The organism is Nitrospiria bacterium, assembly GCA_035498035.1.
In the GTDB taxonomy this organism is placed as follows: Bacteria; Nitrospirota; Nitrospiria; order JACQBZ01; family JACQBZ01; genus JACQBZ01.
The window spans coordinates 22,555-38,471 of record DATKAN010000005.1 but is presented as its reverse complement, the minus strand read 5'-3'; the positions used below and the strand labels follow the sequence as shown (position 1 = coordinate 38,471).

At 56.2% G+C, this 15,917-nt stretch carries 13 protein-coding genes; 8 read left to right on the top strand and 5 right to left on the bottom strand.

Annotated features, from left to right (window positions below):
- The first annotated feature begins 20 nt into the window (after positions 1–20).
- The 7 genes from VMN77_00340 (at position 21) to VMN77_00310 (ending at position 8,456) form a co-directional block, all read left to right on the top strand.
- On the top strand, positions 21–575 hold the full coding sequence (locus VMN77_00340; protein ID HTN42225.1) for a hypothetical protein: 555 nt from the start codon (positions 21–23) through the stop codon (positions 573–575).
- Positions 572–2,329: a POTRA domain-containing protein gene (locus tag VMN77_00335; GenBank protein HTN42224.1), complete on the top strand. Its 1,758-nt coding sequence runs from the start codon at positions 572–574 to the stop codon at positions 2,327–2,329. Before VMN77_00340 ends, VMN77_00335 begins: the two co-directional genes overlap by 4 nt.
- 50 nt (positions 2,330–2,379) lie before the next feature.
- Positions 2,380–5,898, top strand: coding sequence for a filamentous hemagglutinin N-terminal domain-containing protein (locus VMN77_00330; protein ID HTN42223.1), 3,519 nt, complete (start codon positions 2,380–2,382; stop codon positions 5,896–5,898).
- Between the two features lie 46 nt (positions 5,899–5,944).
- Positions 5,945–6,724, top strand: coding sequence for a MotA/TolQ/ExbB proton channel family protein (locus tag VMN77_00325; GenBank protein ID HTN42222.1), 780 nt, complete (start codon positions 5,945–5,947; stop codon positions 6,722–6,724).
- Positions 6,725–6,757: 33 nt separating this feature from the next.
- Complete coding sequence (locus VMN77_00320; GenBank protein HTN42221.1) at positions 6,758–7,183, top strand: biopolymer transporter ExbD; 426 nt, start codon at positions 6,758–6,760, stop codon at positions 7,181–7,183.
- A 5-nt stretch (positions 7,184–7,188) separates the two neighbouring features.
- Positions 7,189–7,824, top strand: coding sequence for an energy transducer TonB (locus VMN77_00315; protein HTN42220.1), 636 nt, complete (start codon positions 7,189–7,191; stop codon positions 7,822–7,824).
- A 152-nt stretch (positions 7,825–7,976) separates the two neighbouring features.
- The gene (locus VMN77_00310) at positions 7,977–8,456 is read left to right on the top strand and encodes a DUF4864 domain-containing protein (protein HTN42219.1); all 480 of its coding nucleotides are present in this window, start codon (positions 7,977–7,979) and stop codon (positions 8,454–8,456) included.
- Between the two features lie 61 nt (positions 8,457–8,517).
- Here VMN77_00310 and VMN77_00305 read toward each other — a convergent pair whose 3' ends face one another.
- The 4 genes from VMN77_00305 to VMN77_00290 all read right to left on the bottom strand — a co-directional run bounded on the left by VMN77_00305 (position 8,518) and on the right by VMN77_00290 (position 13,871).
- Entirely contained in the window at positions 8,518–11,412 is a 2,895-nt protein-coding gene (locus VMN77_00305; GenBank protein ID HTN42218.1) for an EAL domain-containing protein, read from the bottom strand.
- Positions 11,413–11,427: 15 nt separating this feature from the next.
- Positions 11,428–11,904, bottom strand: coding sequence for a prepilin-type N-terminal cleavage/methylation domain-containing protein (locus VMN77_00300; protein ID HTN42217.1), 477 nt, complete (start codon positions 11,902–11,904; stop codon positions 11,428–11,430).
- Between the two features lie 95 nt (positions 11,905–11,999).
- Positions 12,000–12,239 carry a hypothetical protein gene (locus VMN77_00295; GenBank protein HTN42216.1) on the bottom strand — a complete coding sequence of 80 codons (240 nt, stop codon included), beginning with the start codon at positions 12,237–12,239 and terminating at the stop codon, positions 12,000–12,002.
- 477 nt (positions 12,240–12,716) lie between these two features.
- Positions 12,717–13,871, bottom strand: coding sequence for a helix-turn-helix transcriptional regulator (locus VMN77_00290; protein ID HTN42215.1), 1,155 nt, complete (start codon positions 13,869–13,871; stop codon positions 12,717–12,719).
- Positions 13,872–14,205: 334 nt separating this feature from the next.
- Between VMN77_00290 and VMN77_00285 the strand changes: the two genes are divergently transcribed.
- Positions 14,206–14,514 (top strand): PilZ domain-containing protein, encoded by a 309-nt coding sequence (locus tag VMN77_00285; GenBank protein ID HTN42214.1) that lies wholly within the window; start codon positions 14,206–14,208, stop codon positions 14,512–14,514.
- A 36-nt stretch (positions 14,515–14,550) separates the two neighbouring features.
- On the opposite strand, the gene VMN77_00280 is transcribed toward VMN77_00285, so the two are convergent.
- Positions 14,551–15,876 (bottom strand): TolC family protein, encoded by a 1,326-nt coding sequence (locus VMN77_00280; protein ID HTN42213.1) that lies wholly within the window; start codon positions 15,874–15,876, stop codon positions 14,551–14,553.
- Positions 15,877–15,917: the final 41 nt, after the last annotated feature.

The following is a 15,917-nucleotide window of genomic DNA, read 5'->3' as shown; positions in this document are numbered from 1 at the left end:
TTAACAAGCGGAGGTCGGGAATGTTATCGTTTTGGGTGAAGCGGCCGGGCGACCGTGCGGTTCGTTTCACCGGCCCAACAGTCCTCGCCGCATTTAAAATCACCGCTTTTCCGACATTGGTTGCCGGCCTCCTGAGTTGCGGCCCGGGAGACCCGGTTCCATCCGGCTCCGGAGTTTCTCATATTCCCCCCCCCGCGGCCAAGAAGACGAGCCAGACCGCTCCGAGTCAAGACTTGCCGATTTCTTCCTCTCCGGAGATCGACCGGATCGTTACTCGCCACGCGCTGTATCTTTCGGACCTGAAAGATCCACGGGGCGATCTTGATCCGGATGAACAAAAAGAACGATACCAGCGGCAGGAAGTCTTGAATCGGATATTAAGCGAACCGGATCCCGAGACTCGCCATATCCTGATCACCTGGTTGACGCCCGTGGTCGAGGCGGATTCCGAGGCGATGCAGATTCTCAAGGAACTGCAAGAAAATGATAATCCTCCAAACCCAAAGGCAGAGCCTTCCGACGGTTTAACGGAACCTCCCGGGCAGGATGCTTCCGCCGGAGAGCCCGGGGATTGAACGGTCTCCTGCCGATTATTCTGTTTCTTTGTTTTTTCTTCTCCGGTTCGATTCCGGCGTTGTACGCGGAGGCTCAGACGGAGGGAGCGGCGGAGGCGCCTCAAAAAACCGCCGAACCGGCGGAAGGGTCCCCGGGAGAGGCGCCGAAAGAAGCGACGACACCCGCACCCGCGGTCCAGAATCCGGCGGAAATCACCTTTGCCATAAGCGATTATCAGGTGGAGGGAAATACGGTTCTGACTCCGGACAGGGTCAAAGAGATCGTTTCGAAATATCAGGGTCCGCAACAGCATATGAAGGACGTCGATCAGGCCCGTTCCGCGCTGGAGAAGGCCTACCGCGAGGCCGGCTACCCCACGGTTCTGGTGATCGTCCCGCAGCAGACAATCGAAAACGGGGTCGTGCGCCTCACGGTCGTCGAAAGCCGGCTGGGGGAGGTTCGGGTTACGGGAAACCGCTATTTTTCAAAACGGGACATCCTGGCGAGACTGCCTTCCCTGAAAGAGGATTTCTTGATTTACGAACCAAGCTTCCTTAAGGAACTGAACCAGGCCAACAGCAATCCGGACCTGGAGATCGACCCGGTCCTCGCGCTGGGTCAAAAGCCCGGAACGGTGGATCTCGAACTATCCATTAAGGATCGTCTTCCGCTTCATGCGAGCCTGGAATGGAATAACCAGGGCACTCCGGACACGCCAAAGCAACGCCTGAACGGGTCAATCCAGTACACCAATCTCTTCAACCGGGATCAGCTCCTCACCTTCCAGACGACTCAAACGCCCGAGGATTGGGGACAGGTCCAGGTCTATGGATTGAGCTACGTCGTTCCCCTGAAAACGTCGGGTCGAACAGCCGTTTTTTATGGGGCACTCTCCCAGAGCAATTCGCAGTTATCCGTCGGCGCAATATCGACCTCCTCGGGGAACGTGAACATCCCCGGGAACGCCGATATCGGGGGGGCCCGGTATGTCATCCCGCTCGATACCGGCACGAAATTGTCTCAACAGATCCTGCTTGGTCTTGATTATAAACATTTGGATAAAAGCACGGCCACCTTTCCCGGCGGGCTGGGGACAGAGGTCGTGAGCGATAGGGTCAATTACATGCCCCTATCGATCAACGATACGCTACTTTATCAGGACCGAGTGGGGACGACGAAAATTTCCGCCACCGCCAAAGGTTATGTGGCAGGGATGGTGCCGGGCGGGGACAAGGAGGATTTCGGCGGGGATCCCTCGGATCCCATCAACCATCCCGGAAACCGCCACGGATCGACGGGGACCTTTCTAATCCTCCAGGGAGGCCTGGAGCGGCTGCAGGACCTTCCGAAGGGATCCGCTCTGTCTCTAAAGGCCGACGGGCAGTGGGCGAGCGAGCCCCTGATCCCGGCCGAGGAATATTTTGCGGGAGGCGTCGATTCGGTCCGGGGCTATTTGGAAAGCGAGGCCTTGGGCGACAACGCCTTCCATTGGACCCTGGAATTATTTTCTCCGACAATTCCAACGGTCCACTCCGATCCTTTGAAGGAGAGCGTTCAGATTACCGTGTTCTACGATGCGGCCTACCTCCGGACCCGGCAGGCGCTCCCCGGTCAGATCGACCATCAACGGCTCGACGGAGCGGGTTGGGGGGTGCGATTGAAACTGACCGACTATTTTCAGGGACGAGTGGATTTTGCGTGGGCGATGAAGGATGCCGCGATCACTCAGGCCGGGGATTTCTTTGTTCATTTCTCCATGAAAGCCATGTTTTAAAAAGAGGAGACTTCGCAATGAGGGGAATGCAAGGTGTCAATGGAGATCGGATGGCAGCGTCCGGAAACTGGATCCCGGTCTTCCTTCTGTGCGCGGGCCTGATCTTTCCCGAAACGTCTCTTGGAAATCCATCGGGCCCGACCGTGGTGAGCGGCGGGGCCACGGTCTCGGGCGTCGGGACATCGGTCGTGACCGTCAATCAGACGACCCCGAAAGCGATTCTGAGCTGGCAGCAGTTTAACATCGCCCCGAACGAAGTCACCCGGTTTATCCAGCCCGGCACCCGTTCGATCGCGTTGAACCGGATTTTCGATGCCAATCCCAGCCAGATCTTCGGGTCGCTTCAGGCGAACGGGTCGGTCATCCTGATCAATCCGAACGGCGTTTTTTTCGGCCCAAGCGCCCAGGTCAATGTCGGCGGGCTCATTGCGTCCTCCCTCAATCTGACGGATGATAATTTCCTGAAAGGGCAGTATGTCTTCCAAGGGGACGCCGCCGGCGGTGCGGTCAAGAATGCCGGAACGATCCAGACCGGTTCCGGGGGGTACGTCTTTCTTTTCGCGCCGAACGTCGAGAACAGCGGTCTCATCAAGAGTCCCGAGGGGCAGATCCTTTTGGCGGCCGGGACATCCGCCTACCTGACGGACCGGCCGGACGGTCAAGGATTTCTGGTCGAGGTCAACAATCCGAACGGCGAAGCGACCAATCTCAAAGACCTGATCGCCGACGGCGGAAGCGTCAACATCTACGCCCGCGTCATCAATCAGGAGGGACTCGTCCAGGCCGACAGTGTCCGTGAGAAGGACGGACGGATCGAACTTTTTGCAAGCGAGGATTTGAACCTGGCCAACGGAAGTGTCCTGTCCGCTCGGGGAGACGGCGAAGGGACATCCAATGGGGGGACGATCGTTGCGACGTCGGACAAGGCGACGGGTACAACGCGGTTCGATCCGGGCGCGGTCATCGACGTTTCCGGGGGCGCCCAAGGAGGATGGGGCGGCTCGGTCGAGCTGAGCGGTCATGACGTGACGCTTGGGGGAACGGTTCGCGGCGGGGCGAATGCGGGATATACCGGCGGAAGGCTGCTCCTGGACCCGTATGATCTGACCGTGACCCAGGACGACTTCGACCCGTCCAGCGGCCTTTCCGAACTCGATTTCCAGGCCGATCACGACATCACCGTGACGGGGGCCCTCACGGACCTGAGCGCTTGGACCGTCCCCTTCGGGTCGCGGGGAAAAATCACCTTCACGGCGGGGAACGACATTCTATTTAATGATACGTTTATCATCAATGATATTTACGGTCTGAACGGCGGGGCTCCTTGGGACATCGTGGCGACGGCGGGACGGGATTTTGTCCTTTCCAACTCGACCCTGGGGACGGGAAACGGCGGCAACATGACGATTCAGGCGGGGCGGAACATCACCGCTCCGAGCGCCTTCGACAACGCAATCCAGTTGTATAACGGCTTGCGGTTGGATACGAACGCGCCCGGAATTTTGACCATCAACGCCGGCGGAGATTTTCTGGGCGGTTTTCTCGTTTCAAACGGCCGGGCCCATGTCACGGTCGGGGGGAATTTCGGTTCGGCCGACAACAATGTGAATTTGACGCTCGGATCAGGCCAACTGGATGTGAGCGCGGGCCAGTCCGTTTATCTCGGACTTGTCCAGGACAAGGGCCTGGCCGAAGGGGTCAATTCGATCTACGGGAACCGGGAGTTAACGGCCGATCCGGGCAATGCGGTGAGCCTCACCGCGACGAACGGGGACATTCACCTGGGGCCCCTCGTCCCCGACGGAGAAAAAAGCCCGGAAATGGCTCAGTTAAGGCAATATTACCCGGCCTCCTTCAGCGCCAGCGCGCCTCATGGGAGCATTTTTATCGAGGCCAATCTCGCGTTCTGGCCTTCTCCGACCGGCCGCCTTGATTTCTTCGCACAGGATGCGATTCAGGGGACCCTGGTCAACGGAGTTCCTCCCACCCTGAAACTCATTCCGGCCGATCCGGATTCGCTGGTCGGCGTGTCGATCGACACCGATTTTTCGAGATTGTTGAATAATCCGGCCGGGACGATTTCGAACAGCGTCATTCCGGTCAGCTTCCGGACGGTCGCCGGTAACATCGGCAACCTCGACCTCCAACTGTACAGTCCGACCCTTCGAAAACAGGTGACGGTCCAATCCGGGGCCGATATCACCAATTTCTCGGCGACGATCTCGGTTCCCGACGGCGTGCAGGGAACGGTCGGCGCGGCGGGGAATATCGACATGACCCCGACCCGGGCGAGCACCAGCGGAATCCTTTTTGTCGGCACGGGCGACGGGTTGGTCTCGACGGGCGGGGACCTCAATCTGGCCGACAGTCGGGGCATCGGTCAGCGGTTCACCGCCATCCCGACAGACGACATCGTTCCCGAAGGGCTGCTCGAGATCGCGGTGGGCGGAAATTTGGAAATGACGCAGTCCACCATCGTCACCTACAACGGGGCGGCGATCCGGATCCACGGACTTGACGGGCCGGACAGCCCCGTCGGAGGGAGCGTCGACATCGGGACCAATCGGTCCACCGGGGTATCTCAATTCGGTACCTATTTGGGCATCATGACCCTCCGGGGCGGGGAGATCGATATCACGGCGACGGGCGATGTCAATGTCAATAAATCCAGAGTGGCCACCTTCGGCGGCGGCGACATTCGGATCAGCTCCACGGAGGGAAACATCAATGCCGGAAGCGGCGGCAAGGATGAACTGGTGCAGTTCATCTTTGTGGATCAAGTTACAAATGACCAGGGTAACGTCATCACCACATACCTGCCCGCGAGTGTTCCCGGGAGCGGCATCTTTACCTTCCATCCGAACGATCCGGACCCGCTGCCCGATTACCCGCCTCCGCCCCCGTTCCAATTGACGCCGGAATTGCAGGCGCTTCAAAATGAGATCATAAAACGGCGGTTCCTCGGACGCGATACCCAGGCGCTGGAGAACCAGTTTAAGGCCGGGCTGGCGGAGGCCTTGACGGCTGCGAGCGAACAGTACGACCAGATCAAGGCCGAGTTCAGCGGGGATTGGAAACTCGGGAACATCTACCTCACCGCTCCCGCGGGGGACGTGGTGGTTCCCCCGGCCGGGATCCGCGGGAAGACGGTTTCGATCACGGCCGAAAACCTGGACCTTCAGGGGGGGGCGGTCGAGGGGAACGTGGTGATCGACGTGGATAAAATCACCGGGGATCAATCGGCCATCACCGGGCCGCTGAGCGGAAGCATCGGGGGAAGCATCTCGATTCCCATCTCGGCCCCCTCCTCCGCCGGTACCGGCCTGGGAGGGCTCAGCGGAACCACGGGGTCCGTCTCGACGAGTACCGCGGCCACGTCGTCGGCGGTCCAATCCGCCCAGGACACCGTGGCGGAGGCCGCGGCCCCCGAGGAAGCGCAAGCGGACGGGGACACCGGCAAGAAGCAGGCCGATCGTTCGAAGGGGAAAAGGAATCGAAAAACGTTCGAGAGCCTTAATTTCAAGAAGGGTGTGACGATCGAAGTGGACGTGACGGAAAATCCGGGTTGATATCAAAGCGACCGAAACTTTTAACGTTCGATGAGGAGACGTGGGTATGGGACAGCTGGGAGGCCTTGCATATTCGTTGAGACACTCGACGCTCGAGGGTCAGATCATCATGATCGCCCTCCTGATTTTCTCGCTGGTCAGTTGGACGGTGATCATCACAAAGTTCCGCCAACTGAGAAAGACCCGAAAACAAAACGGGAAGTTCTTGTCCCTTTACTCCGCGGGCAATTCGCCCCTGGATCTTTTCAAGCAAGGGGCCTCCCTCGAGGGGTCCTCTTTATTCCAGGTTTACCAGGATGCGTGCGAGGAGCTCAAACAACAGATGGCCAAGTACGGAAAAAAGATTTCCCGCCATGGGATGAACGCGGTTCGCATTGCGATCGAACGGGGCATGGGGGAAAGCACCGTCAACCTCGAATCGGGCATGATCATTCTGGCGACCGCGATCAGCGGGGGCCCCTTCGTCGGGCTGCTCGGAACGGTTTGGGGCGTCATGGACACTTTTTCGGGCATCGCCCGAAGCCAGCAGGCCAGCCTGACCGCCATGGCCCCCGGCGTGGCGGCCGCGCTGATCAATACGGTGGTCGGCCTTTCGGTCGCGATTCCCTCGCTCTTCTGCTACAACTACCTGATCACCAAGATCCGTGAAGTCACGATCGAGATGGAGAATTTTGCCGCGCATCTGGACAACGTGTTTGCCGCCGAGTACGTGAAAGAGGGGGGCGCGAACGGATCGTCCAACCCGGATGCCGAGCCGGGCGAGGGTTCGGAATTGGGCCTCCGGGCCTCCTATCCCATGACCGAGTCTGCGCAACCGGGAACCTAGCGTCCCCGCGATCAAACGAGGAGGATGGACCCTATGAGACGATTGTCAAAATCCACGCATGGCGCGGTGGCCTCGTTGAACATCACTCCGCTTCTGGACCTGGCCTGGGTGTTGCTGGTGGTGTTCATCCTGACCACGACGGCGGCGCTTCAGGGGATCGAGGTCCAGCTCCCGGAGTCCTCGCCGAACGAGACGACCATCGACGAACACAAGGTCCGGGCGATCTCGATCAAAAAATCGGGGGACGTTTTTCTCGACGATCAAAAAGTGGAGGTCCGGGAGCTCGAAGGCATTTTGAGGGACCTCAAGAAGGCCAAGGGAGCGGAATTTCCCGTGATCATCCGCGGGGACGAGCATGTCGAGTACCGGTACGTCGTGGCCGTGCTGGACGCGCTGCAAAAGGTGCCGATCGAGGATGTGGGGCTGGCGACCAAACTCTTGAGCGACGAGGGGAGTTAGTCCCGATGCCGGGATACGTCGGCTTCAAGAAGAAAAAAAGCAAGGTGGGGACTACCCTGCTGATCGTGGCCGTACTGCACCTCGCGGCGGCCGGCTTTCTGGTCTGGCTCGCCACCACATCGATCGGCCAGGAATTCCTGGCCTATTACAAGATCAATATCCGGAACGTGAAGGAACCGGAGCCGCCCAAGCCGAAGCCGCCGGAACCGGAACCGCCGAAGCCCGAACCGCCGCCCCCGGCCCCCGAGCCCGAGGCGGCTCCGCCGCCGGTCGAGGACGTGAAGAGCGCCCCGCCTCCCCCGGCCACGCCCGCTCCGGTCGAACTCCCCGGATTCGGGAATCCATTCGCGTCGGGAGCCGGAGGAGGAAAATATTCGGGTTACATCGACCTCGTGACGACCGAGATCCAGCGCCTGTATAAACAGCCGCAGGATCTGCCGGAAAACATCTCCCTCTCGGTCGTTTTACAGCTTCAGGTGGACGAGGCGGGAACGCTCCTCGACTATCAGCTCGTGGGTTCCTCCGGCAATCCCAAATTCGATCAATCCGCGCTTCGGGCCATCTCGGAGCTCAAGAAACTTCGTCCTCCCCCTGCGGGCATGTCCAGGAAAATCGTCGTCAAATTTATCCCCCCGTCGTAATTCATGGACGAGGGGGCTCTTCCCGCGCTGCCGGGCTTGATTGGTTCCGAAATCCTCAGAATGGGAGGGAATTGACACGCATCAATAGAATCATTAGAATGCTGACAATGGTTCGATCTTAGATGAAAATCGGGGAACCCGGCCCCCATTCGATGCCCCCTGAAAATATTCCAGTTCAAAACCATACTCTCCCGGCCGGGGATTCAAATCCCTCCGCCGCTATCTTCTTGGCCTGGCTCCTCCTGTTCGGGTTCTTGGTCTTCAAGGCCGGTCCTGTAATCGCCGATGACCCGGGGCTCTTCGTCCAAGGGGTCATCCAACAACAATTGAAAGCTTTTAACGCGGATGACTATCCGGCCGCATACCGTTTTGCCTCCAAACATATTCAATCCGAGTTCTCGTCGGATGAATTCAAGGCGATGGTCCAGACGGGGTATCCCCAGATCGCCCGATCGAAGCGGACTTCCTTCGGCGATATCGCCTTCTCGGAAGGAGGGACTCGTGCGGTGGTCCGTGTCGACGTGACCGGCGTCGATCTTGTGACGGTTCGGGCGCAGTATCGAATGGTCCTGGAAAACGGGAGCTGGAAAATCGACGGCGTGATAATATACGACCGGACCGCGCCGATTTAGACGCTCACGAATTAACAACGATGGGAATGGCCGGCGGTCTTCGAAGGGGCCGATTTCTCTCTCAAGATGCCAATCGGGGATTGGTGGCTTTTCCCCCCGGCCGATGGTTTTTTTCCCGCAGGAGCTTTTCGAGGGCCTCGATCGGAACGGGCGGGCTGAACAAGTTGCCTTGAATTTCATCGCACCCTTCCTCGCGTAAAAATACAAGCTGCTGCTCATTCTCCACGCCTTCCGCGAGAACCTTCAGTTTCAGACTATGGGCCATCGCAATGATGGCTTTAATGAGTGCGACGTTATCGGAGTTCACCGGGATATTTTCCACGAACGATTTGTCGATCTTTAGCGTGTCCACCGGGAACCGGTTCAAATAACTCAGCGATGAATAGCCGGTGCCAAAATCATCCAACGAGACCTGAATTCCCATCTCCCGCAACGCATGCAAGGTGTTGAGGACGGTTTTCTGGTTCTGTATCAGAATACTTTCGGTGAGCTCCACCTCCAGGTATTTAGGGTCGAGACCGGTGTCTTTCAAGATTCGAGCCACGGTCTCCGGAAGCTGCGGATCCAGGATTTGTCGTCCGGAGAGATTCACCGACACACGCATCGGAGGAAGACCGGCCGCTTGCAGGGCCTTGTTTTGTTCACAGGCCGCGTTCAATGCCCATTGTCCTATCGGGACGACCAGGCCCGTTTCTTCGGATAAGGGAATGAATTCCCCCGGTGGTATCAACCTTCTGTCCGGGTGCAGCCAGCGAATGAGCGCCTCCATCCCGGGAATTTTTCCCGTGCGGAGGTCCATTTGCGCTTGGTAGTGAAGAACAAATTCCCGGCGCTCCAGCGCCTTCCGGAGGTCGTTTTCGAGGCTGAGCCGTTTCATGACGGCCGCGTTCATGGAGGACGTGAAAAATTGGTAATTGTTCCTTCCCTTGTCCTTGGCATGATACATGGCCGTGTCCGCGTTTTTGAGGAGGGTGTCCCCGTCTTGGCCGTCCGAGGGGAATACGGTTATGCCGATGCTGGCCGTGATGAACACCTCGTTGGTGTCCAGCATGAAAGGCTTGGAAAGCACATCGAGAATGCGTTGGGCCACGGCGGCGGCGTCCTGGACCCGGGTGATATCGGCAAGGTATAATGTGAATTCATCTCCCCCCAGGCGGGATACGATGGTGTTTTCCTCGTTGGCGCGGGAAGGGTAATCGCTCGACCGTATCCATTGCAGCAAGCGGTTCGTCACTTCTCGCAACAACCTGTCGCCCAGATCGTGACCCAGCGTGTCATTGATCTGCTTGAAATTGTCCAGGTCCAGAAAGAGGATGGCCACCCGTTGGTCGCTGCGCTTGGCCAACTGGAGCAGCCGGTTCAACTGTTCCTTGAACATCACCCGGTTCGGCAACCCGGTCAAACCGTCGTAGTAGGCCAGGACATGGATTTGTTCGACCATCCGGGCGTTGGAGAGCGCCACCGCGACCTGATCGACCAGGCGACTGATATGGAGCAGGTCATCCGGATTGTACTGGTGTCGGGTCGAATGGCCGAGGGTGATTATGGCCGCCAGTTTCTCTTTCAAAAAAACGGGCAGGATTAAAAATGATTTCATGCCGCGTTGGACCAGGGGGGCCAGGTAAGACGGCAGATGCGGGTCCGTGGCCTTAATAATATTCACCGAGCCTTGACGAAGCCGCTCGGCATCCTTCGGCGGGATCCGCACGGCCGTTTCCAGCTCCCCGGTTGCCCCGTCGCTGGAGCGGATATAGGCGCGGGTCGAATCCGGGGTTTTGGAATCGAGCAGGGCCACCATGACCCAATCGCAGGAAATTATCTCTCTCATGCCGGTGAGAAGGGCTTCCACAATTTGTTTGGTGTCCAGCGTTGAGAGAATGGCCCGGTCGATTTTAGCCGCGCCGGCGAGGGCCCCGATTTGTTTCCCCAATCGGCCCGCCATCGCGTTAAAGGAAACGGCCAATTCCTCGAATTCGTCTCCACTATTGATGGTCACCGGGACGTCAAATTCCCCGCCCGCGATGCGGCGGATGGCTTCTTGTAGTCGTTCAATCGGCCCTAAATTCCTTCGGATCAGGCCGATGCTCAAAAGCAAGACCACCCACAGGGTCATCAGGGAGACAAGGACGAAGGTTTTTTTAAAGTGGATCAGGGGCGTCAGCACATCGGATTTCGATTTGCTTACCACCACGGTCCACTTCGGCATAAAAAAATTGCTTTTTAGAAAAATAGACCAGTAGCTTGAAATGTATTCTTTTCCATCGGAGAGCCACTCGAACTGGCCCGAGGAGGATTGGGCCAGCAGGGACGCGGTCGGCTCCGTCAAGAGGGCCTTCCCCGGAAGGGAGGAGATCGGCACGATGTGGGATTGATCCGACAAGAAGACCTCGACCGCGGTTTGCGCGGATCCCTCCTCGGAATTCCCCCAAAGATAAGCTGGATTAATCTCGGCCACGAGAAGACCCTTCTCCGGGTGTTGTGGCTCCAGCATACGACTCATATATAAAGGCAAGGGGAGACCGGACTTCTTTCGAATCGATACAAGGGTTTTTCCGGCTTTCAGGTGATCCCTTTCTTGGGGGTTGGGGGCCGGCGGATTTTGAATCGAACCAAAGTGAACCACTGGATGCGCCGTGTCGGCGACAATCATCATGGACTTGAAATATCGCCCTAAGACCTGATTAAATTCTTCGGACGAAGGGCCGGCGCCTGACTTTACTTTGGACGCCACTTCCTTCATTTGCCCTTCAAGAAATTGCAGACGCTCGAAGAGAGAAAACGCCGTTTCCTTGCTGACTCTATGCAGACGCTCCTGCGTCTGCGTGGTCAGCTGTCTCACCACCAGGCTGTAGGAGATTATGGCGAGCGTCACTGTGGGGAGGAGGGCACACAGGATAAACAGCATGAAAATTCGGCGGGCGACTTTGCTTTGAAGGAATTTCCTATCGAATTTCATGATTAAAGTACACCCCTAAAACATCGCGGCCAGATCGACGAAGGCTCCGTCGTTGGCGCGAAGGATGTCGTCCTGGCTCATCTTGGTGGTGAGGGGTGGTTTACTTTGCCCGTCTTTCCCTTTGCTGTATAGATCGTAGGTCGAGTTCAAGGGAACGAGAAACTTGTCTTTCCGGGCTTTTCCCTTCCACCCAGGGCCCGCGGCCGAAAAATTCAGGTATTGATAGGGATGGCCCCAGGGATCCGGCTGCTCCCAGTTCAGGTCGGAAAGGCTGTCCGGAAGTTTCCCCTCCTCCTCCATGTAGACCTGTATCTTGAGCTGCAAAACCTGAATATCGGATATGGCTGCCGTGTTCCTCGCCCGGTCCAGGTAGGACTGATATATCGGGATCGCAATGGCGGCCAACGTGGCCAGCATCGCGACAGAGATAAGCATTTCGATCAAGGTAAATCCCCGGCACCACGCAGCGCACCCTTGAAATTCGGATGTCATAGCCGCTTGACGCCATCGTGTGCCCGGTAGATCCGTATTGATCATCTCTGAGGAATAACGAGACATCTAATGGTGCTCCCTCTGGAGAGCCCGATTCAGTCTTTTGTTCCGATATCTTTTTTCCATTCGATATTTTCTTGATTCTTGAGTTTAATCACACCGCCGCCTGGATCGTAGAAAAAGGAAAGGGCGTACTCTCCTCCGTCTTCATCCAGATAGGTGACCGTGTATAAGTCCTGTTGGTCTTGACGGAGCATTTTGACATTTTTGATGGATTGGATGCTTTGGTCCCCGTCGCCTGTTCCAAAGATCAATACGTCTTTTTTAAACTCCATAAAACGATCCTTATACTTCGCCGCCGAGGTTTCCCAAACCCCCACCATATCATCCGGGATATTGGTCGTTTGGCCCGATTCGCACCCCGCACCTGTGATTAGAAGGACAAAGACCGCCAAGATAGTACGCGTAAATATCCGGATATATCCCTTGTCATGGCTTGATACGGTCATCGATAAACCTGCGGTACGGACACCGTTTATAAAAGAAGGCGGACCGTTGAGGACAAGATTCTCAAAAAGACCCCGAATTTTCTCGAAGGGTTGATACGCAATTATCCTTAATATAAGGATAACTTGGAACCGCAGGTTGTCAAGAAAAGAGGAGGGAGGGTGTGGATTTGGATTGGGCCGCGATCTTCGTTTTGGCCGAAGCGGACTGAGTAGAAAGCGGCCTTTTGGCGGCGTCGTTGATCGGAAGCGGGGCCTTGCGGAGGAAATTCCGGAGGTGGGCCGGTGTGCTTGAGCGGCCGGCCGCTACTCCACGCTGTGCAAATCATGAGGGGATCGGACCATGATTTTTGCGACAATCCCGGAACGGGTGTTCGTCCTAAGTTTCCTCATGATGTGTTTAATATGATCTTTGACCGTATGGATGCCGATTTCGAGGTCCGCCGCGATCTCCTTGTTCGTGAAACCCCGGCTGATTAACCTGGCGATGGCCCCTTCCCGCGCCGTGAATTCGGAAAACCGTTTATTGAAGGTGGGCGAAACCTCGGTTTCTTCCGGTAGGACCTCGATCAATACCATCACCAACCCTTGATCCTCGCCCACACCGGCCAGGTGGATTCCTTTGCAGGAAAAAGTCGTTCCGCGGAAGCGAAAGATCTCCGAGGGAGGTGTGGCGCTCCCGTTTTGTTCGGCCGGGTCGGTGTGTTTTAAGACCCGGGATCTGAGCTCACGAAGTTTTCGAAAAAACTTCTCCTCGGAGGTTCGGGAGAGATGTTCCTTCCCGCTCTGTATATTCGAAAGAAGGGTCTTGGCCTCATGATTCATCAGGCCGATCTCGTTCTCTTTGCCCAAGATGATCACGCCCGGTTCCGCGTGTTGGGCGATTAACCTGAAGATTTCCGGTTTTTCCCAATCATCCTCCGTCGATTCGGTACGGCTCAGAATGGTGGCGCACGAACGGGAAGCGTGCTCGAGGAATAAGCTGTCCCGACCGGAGAAATCATAACGGTGGTTGGATCTCCAGAGGACGATCAATCCGATCGGCTGTTTTTTCTGATCGACACAAGCCCCCACAAGAAAAAATTTAAGCCCCAGCGGATGAATGACGTCTTGATAAAAAGGATCCTTCATCCAGACTTCGGTTTCAACGAGATCGGACCCCCTCTTTGCGATATATCCGTCATGACGCATCTGGTGAATCGTGGGTATGGGAGTTTTGGTATAGAAGCGATCGAGATATTTTGAAAAAGCTTCCTGGCTGAATTGGTGAAGGTGGATATCCGAGATGTTCAGGGACCCGGGATCGAACTTTAGAACCCATGCGGCGTCAAATTGAATCGAGCGTTGCAGTACCTCCAGGAGTTTATGACCCGCCGCGGCGACACTGCCTTGTTTTTCTTCATGTAAAGCCAGCTTTTGGAAGTTGTTCAGCGTTAACAAATGATGCTTTCCGAGTACCATGGGATCGCCTTTTGGTTCTTGCAGAGGTTTTTATTCCAGCTTTGTTTATTTAAATGTAACAGATCTTAATTCTTTTACAGTAAAGATGTCAAATAAAAAACCCAATAAACCCCCCCAGAAAAGGGGGTTGACTCTATAAATGTATGATAGTAGGATGGCACGACCATTTCGAAGGTCTCTGGAAAGTTAAAAATTGGCTTGATTTTTAGGTATTTATGGGCTTCTGCGGGAGTGGTGATCGGATCTAGGAAAGGTCAACCCCCGCGTGCTTTGATCATTCATGTTTCCTCAGACCGGCCTGCCGCTCAACCCGGTTTGATACGTGAGAAATCCCATGCCTGAAAAATCGCAGGAACTTCCCAGGGCCAGCGCAAGGTTTTCCTCCAACCTTCGCGTGGAATTCCATCGCGCGGTCGGTTCCTCGACTGAAAATCAAAAACAGCCTGGGCTTGACGGTGTGCTTCAGAACATCAGCAGCGGCGGGGCCTGCATCATGACAACGGATCCACTGAAGGTTGCGGAAGTGTTAAAGATTTCATTTCCCGTTCAACAGATTTTCACGCCGCGCACCTTGGCCGAGGTCCGGTGGACCCATCCTCTTCCCGAAGGCAAGTTTGCCGCGGGCTTGCGGTTTTTACTCTAGGAAGATCTTCGATTCCGGTAGGTGGTCTTTCCCGAATTAATTGGAACCACCCGCTCTTGCAATACTTTCCTCATCCATAATGCCGATGGAATGTCGAAGGGTGGCCCGGGCGATCTGGGCCGTGAAATGGGCTCTCAGATCGGCAAGCTCCGCTTGGGACAACACCGCCTCCGCCTCGATCAGGTCCGTGATAGTCTTCACTCCTCCATGATACCCCAATTCAACCACGCGAAGGTCCTCCTTGGCGTGTTCCACGGCGCTGGCGGCAACTTGAATTTGCTTTTCGGATTCGTCAAGCTTCAACCAGGCCTGGTGAACATCAAGCTGGATCCGATCCGAAAGCTGTTGTACCTCGAAGTCAGCACGCCGTAAATTGGCATTCGCCTGTTCCACCCGTTGATTGGTCCCTCCCCATTCCCACACATTCCAGTCCGCTGTAAGGAAGATCAGCCAACGTTGCTGGTCAACCTGACTGGGGGATACATCCTGCCGATACCACTTGGCTCCGGTATTAACCTGGGGATAATAGGAGGACTCTGCAACCCGCCGGGAAAAACCGGCGGCGTTAAATGACGCGAGCGCCTCCTGCAAATCCGGACGGTGGGATTGCGCCAGGGATAATGCCCCGATCAGATCGATGGCCACGGGCGGAAGATCCGGAACGGGCTCAAGTGAAGCGGAGGCATCGACGGGACGAACGATCAGAAGGTTGAATTGGCCGTTCTTAATCTGAACCTCGCTCGTCGCCGATAAGAGATTTTGTTCGGACTTGGCCTCTTTGAGCTCCACCTTCAATACATCATCCAGCGTATTTCGTCCGGCCTTGAATTTCTGTTCGACATCGGAACGCAGCTTTTTGAAATATTCGAGATCCTTTTCCGCGACTTTTTTTTCGGCCACGGCCTGAAGGACACCCAGATAAGCCTTCTCAACATCAAAAAGGAGATCATTCACGGCCTGTTTTTCATTCCAATTGGCCTCCTCTTCCATGGCCTGGGACTGCCGGAATCCGAAGTACAATCGCCCTCCCGCAAAGACCGGTTGTTCCAGGGAGGGGCCGAATTGATAGGTGGTTCGGTTTGTGATCGAGATCAGCGTGTCCTCCGCAGGAAATGAGAAGGTGTTCCCGAGGAGGTTTGATGTTGAAAACTCCCCCTGAGATAAGAGAAACTCTGAGGGTTTATTGTAACTTGTCAGATTACCATCGAGGTTGAGCTTTGGGAAAAGATCGGTGAAATGTTCTTTTCGCTCCGACTCCGCCTCGATGAACTGTTCATGGGCGATTTTAACCCCCCAATAGGCCTTGACGGCCTCTTCTCGTGCCTCCTGTAGGGTAAGTCCCAAGGCAGATGGAGACGGCACGATAAGACCTATCGAGATGAACAAACATAGAATTGATGAAA

Excerpts from the sequence above, each read along its gene's own strand:
- VMN77_00340 (HTN42225.1), top strand. The coding sequence starts at position 21 with ATGTTATCGTTTTGGGTGAAGCGGCCGGGCGACCGTGCGGTTCGTTTC.
- VMN77_00330 (HTN42223.1), top strand. The coding sequence starts at position 2,380 with ATGGCAGCGTCCGGAAACTGGATCCCGGTCTTCCTTCTGTGCGCGGGC.
- VMN77_00320 (HTN42221.1), top strand. The coding sequence starts at position 6,758 with ATGAGACGATTGTCAAAATCCACGCATGGCGCGGTGGCCTCGTTGAAC.
- VMN77_00290 (HTN42215.1), bottom strand. The coding sequence starts at position 13,871 with ATGGTACTCGGAAAGCATCATTTGTTAACGCTGAACAACTTCCAAAAG.
- VMN77_00295 (HTN42216.1), bottom strand. The coding sequence starts at position 12,239 with ATGGAGTTTAAAAAAGACGTATTGATCTTTGGAACAGGCGACGGGGAC.
- VMN77_00305 (HTN42218.1), bottom strand. The coding sequence starts at position 11,412 with ATGAAATTCGATAGGAAATTCCTTCAAAGCAAAGTCGCCCGCCGAATT.
- VMN77_00310 (HTN42219.1), top strand. The coding sequence starts at position 7,977 with ATGCCCCCTGAAAATATTCCAGTTCAAAACCATACTCTCCCGGCCGGG.
- VMN77_00325 (HTN42222.1), top strand. The coding sequence starts at position 5,945 with ATGGGACAGCTGGGAGGCCTTGCATATTCGTTGAGACACTCGACGCTC.
- VMN77_00300 (HTN42217.1), bottom strand. The coding sequence starts at position 11,904 with ATGACATCCGAATTTCAAGGGTGCGCTGCGTGGTGCCGGGGATTTACC.
- VMN77_00285 (HTN42214.1), top strand. The coding sequence starts at position 14,206 with ATGCCTGAAAAATCGCAGGAACTTCCCAGGGCCAGCGCAAGGTTTTCC.
- VMN77_00315 (HTN42220.1), top strand. The coding sequence starts at position 7,189 with ATGCCGGGATACGTCGGCTTCAAGAAGAAAAAAAGCAAGGTGGGGACT.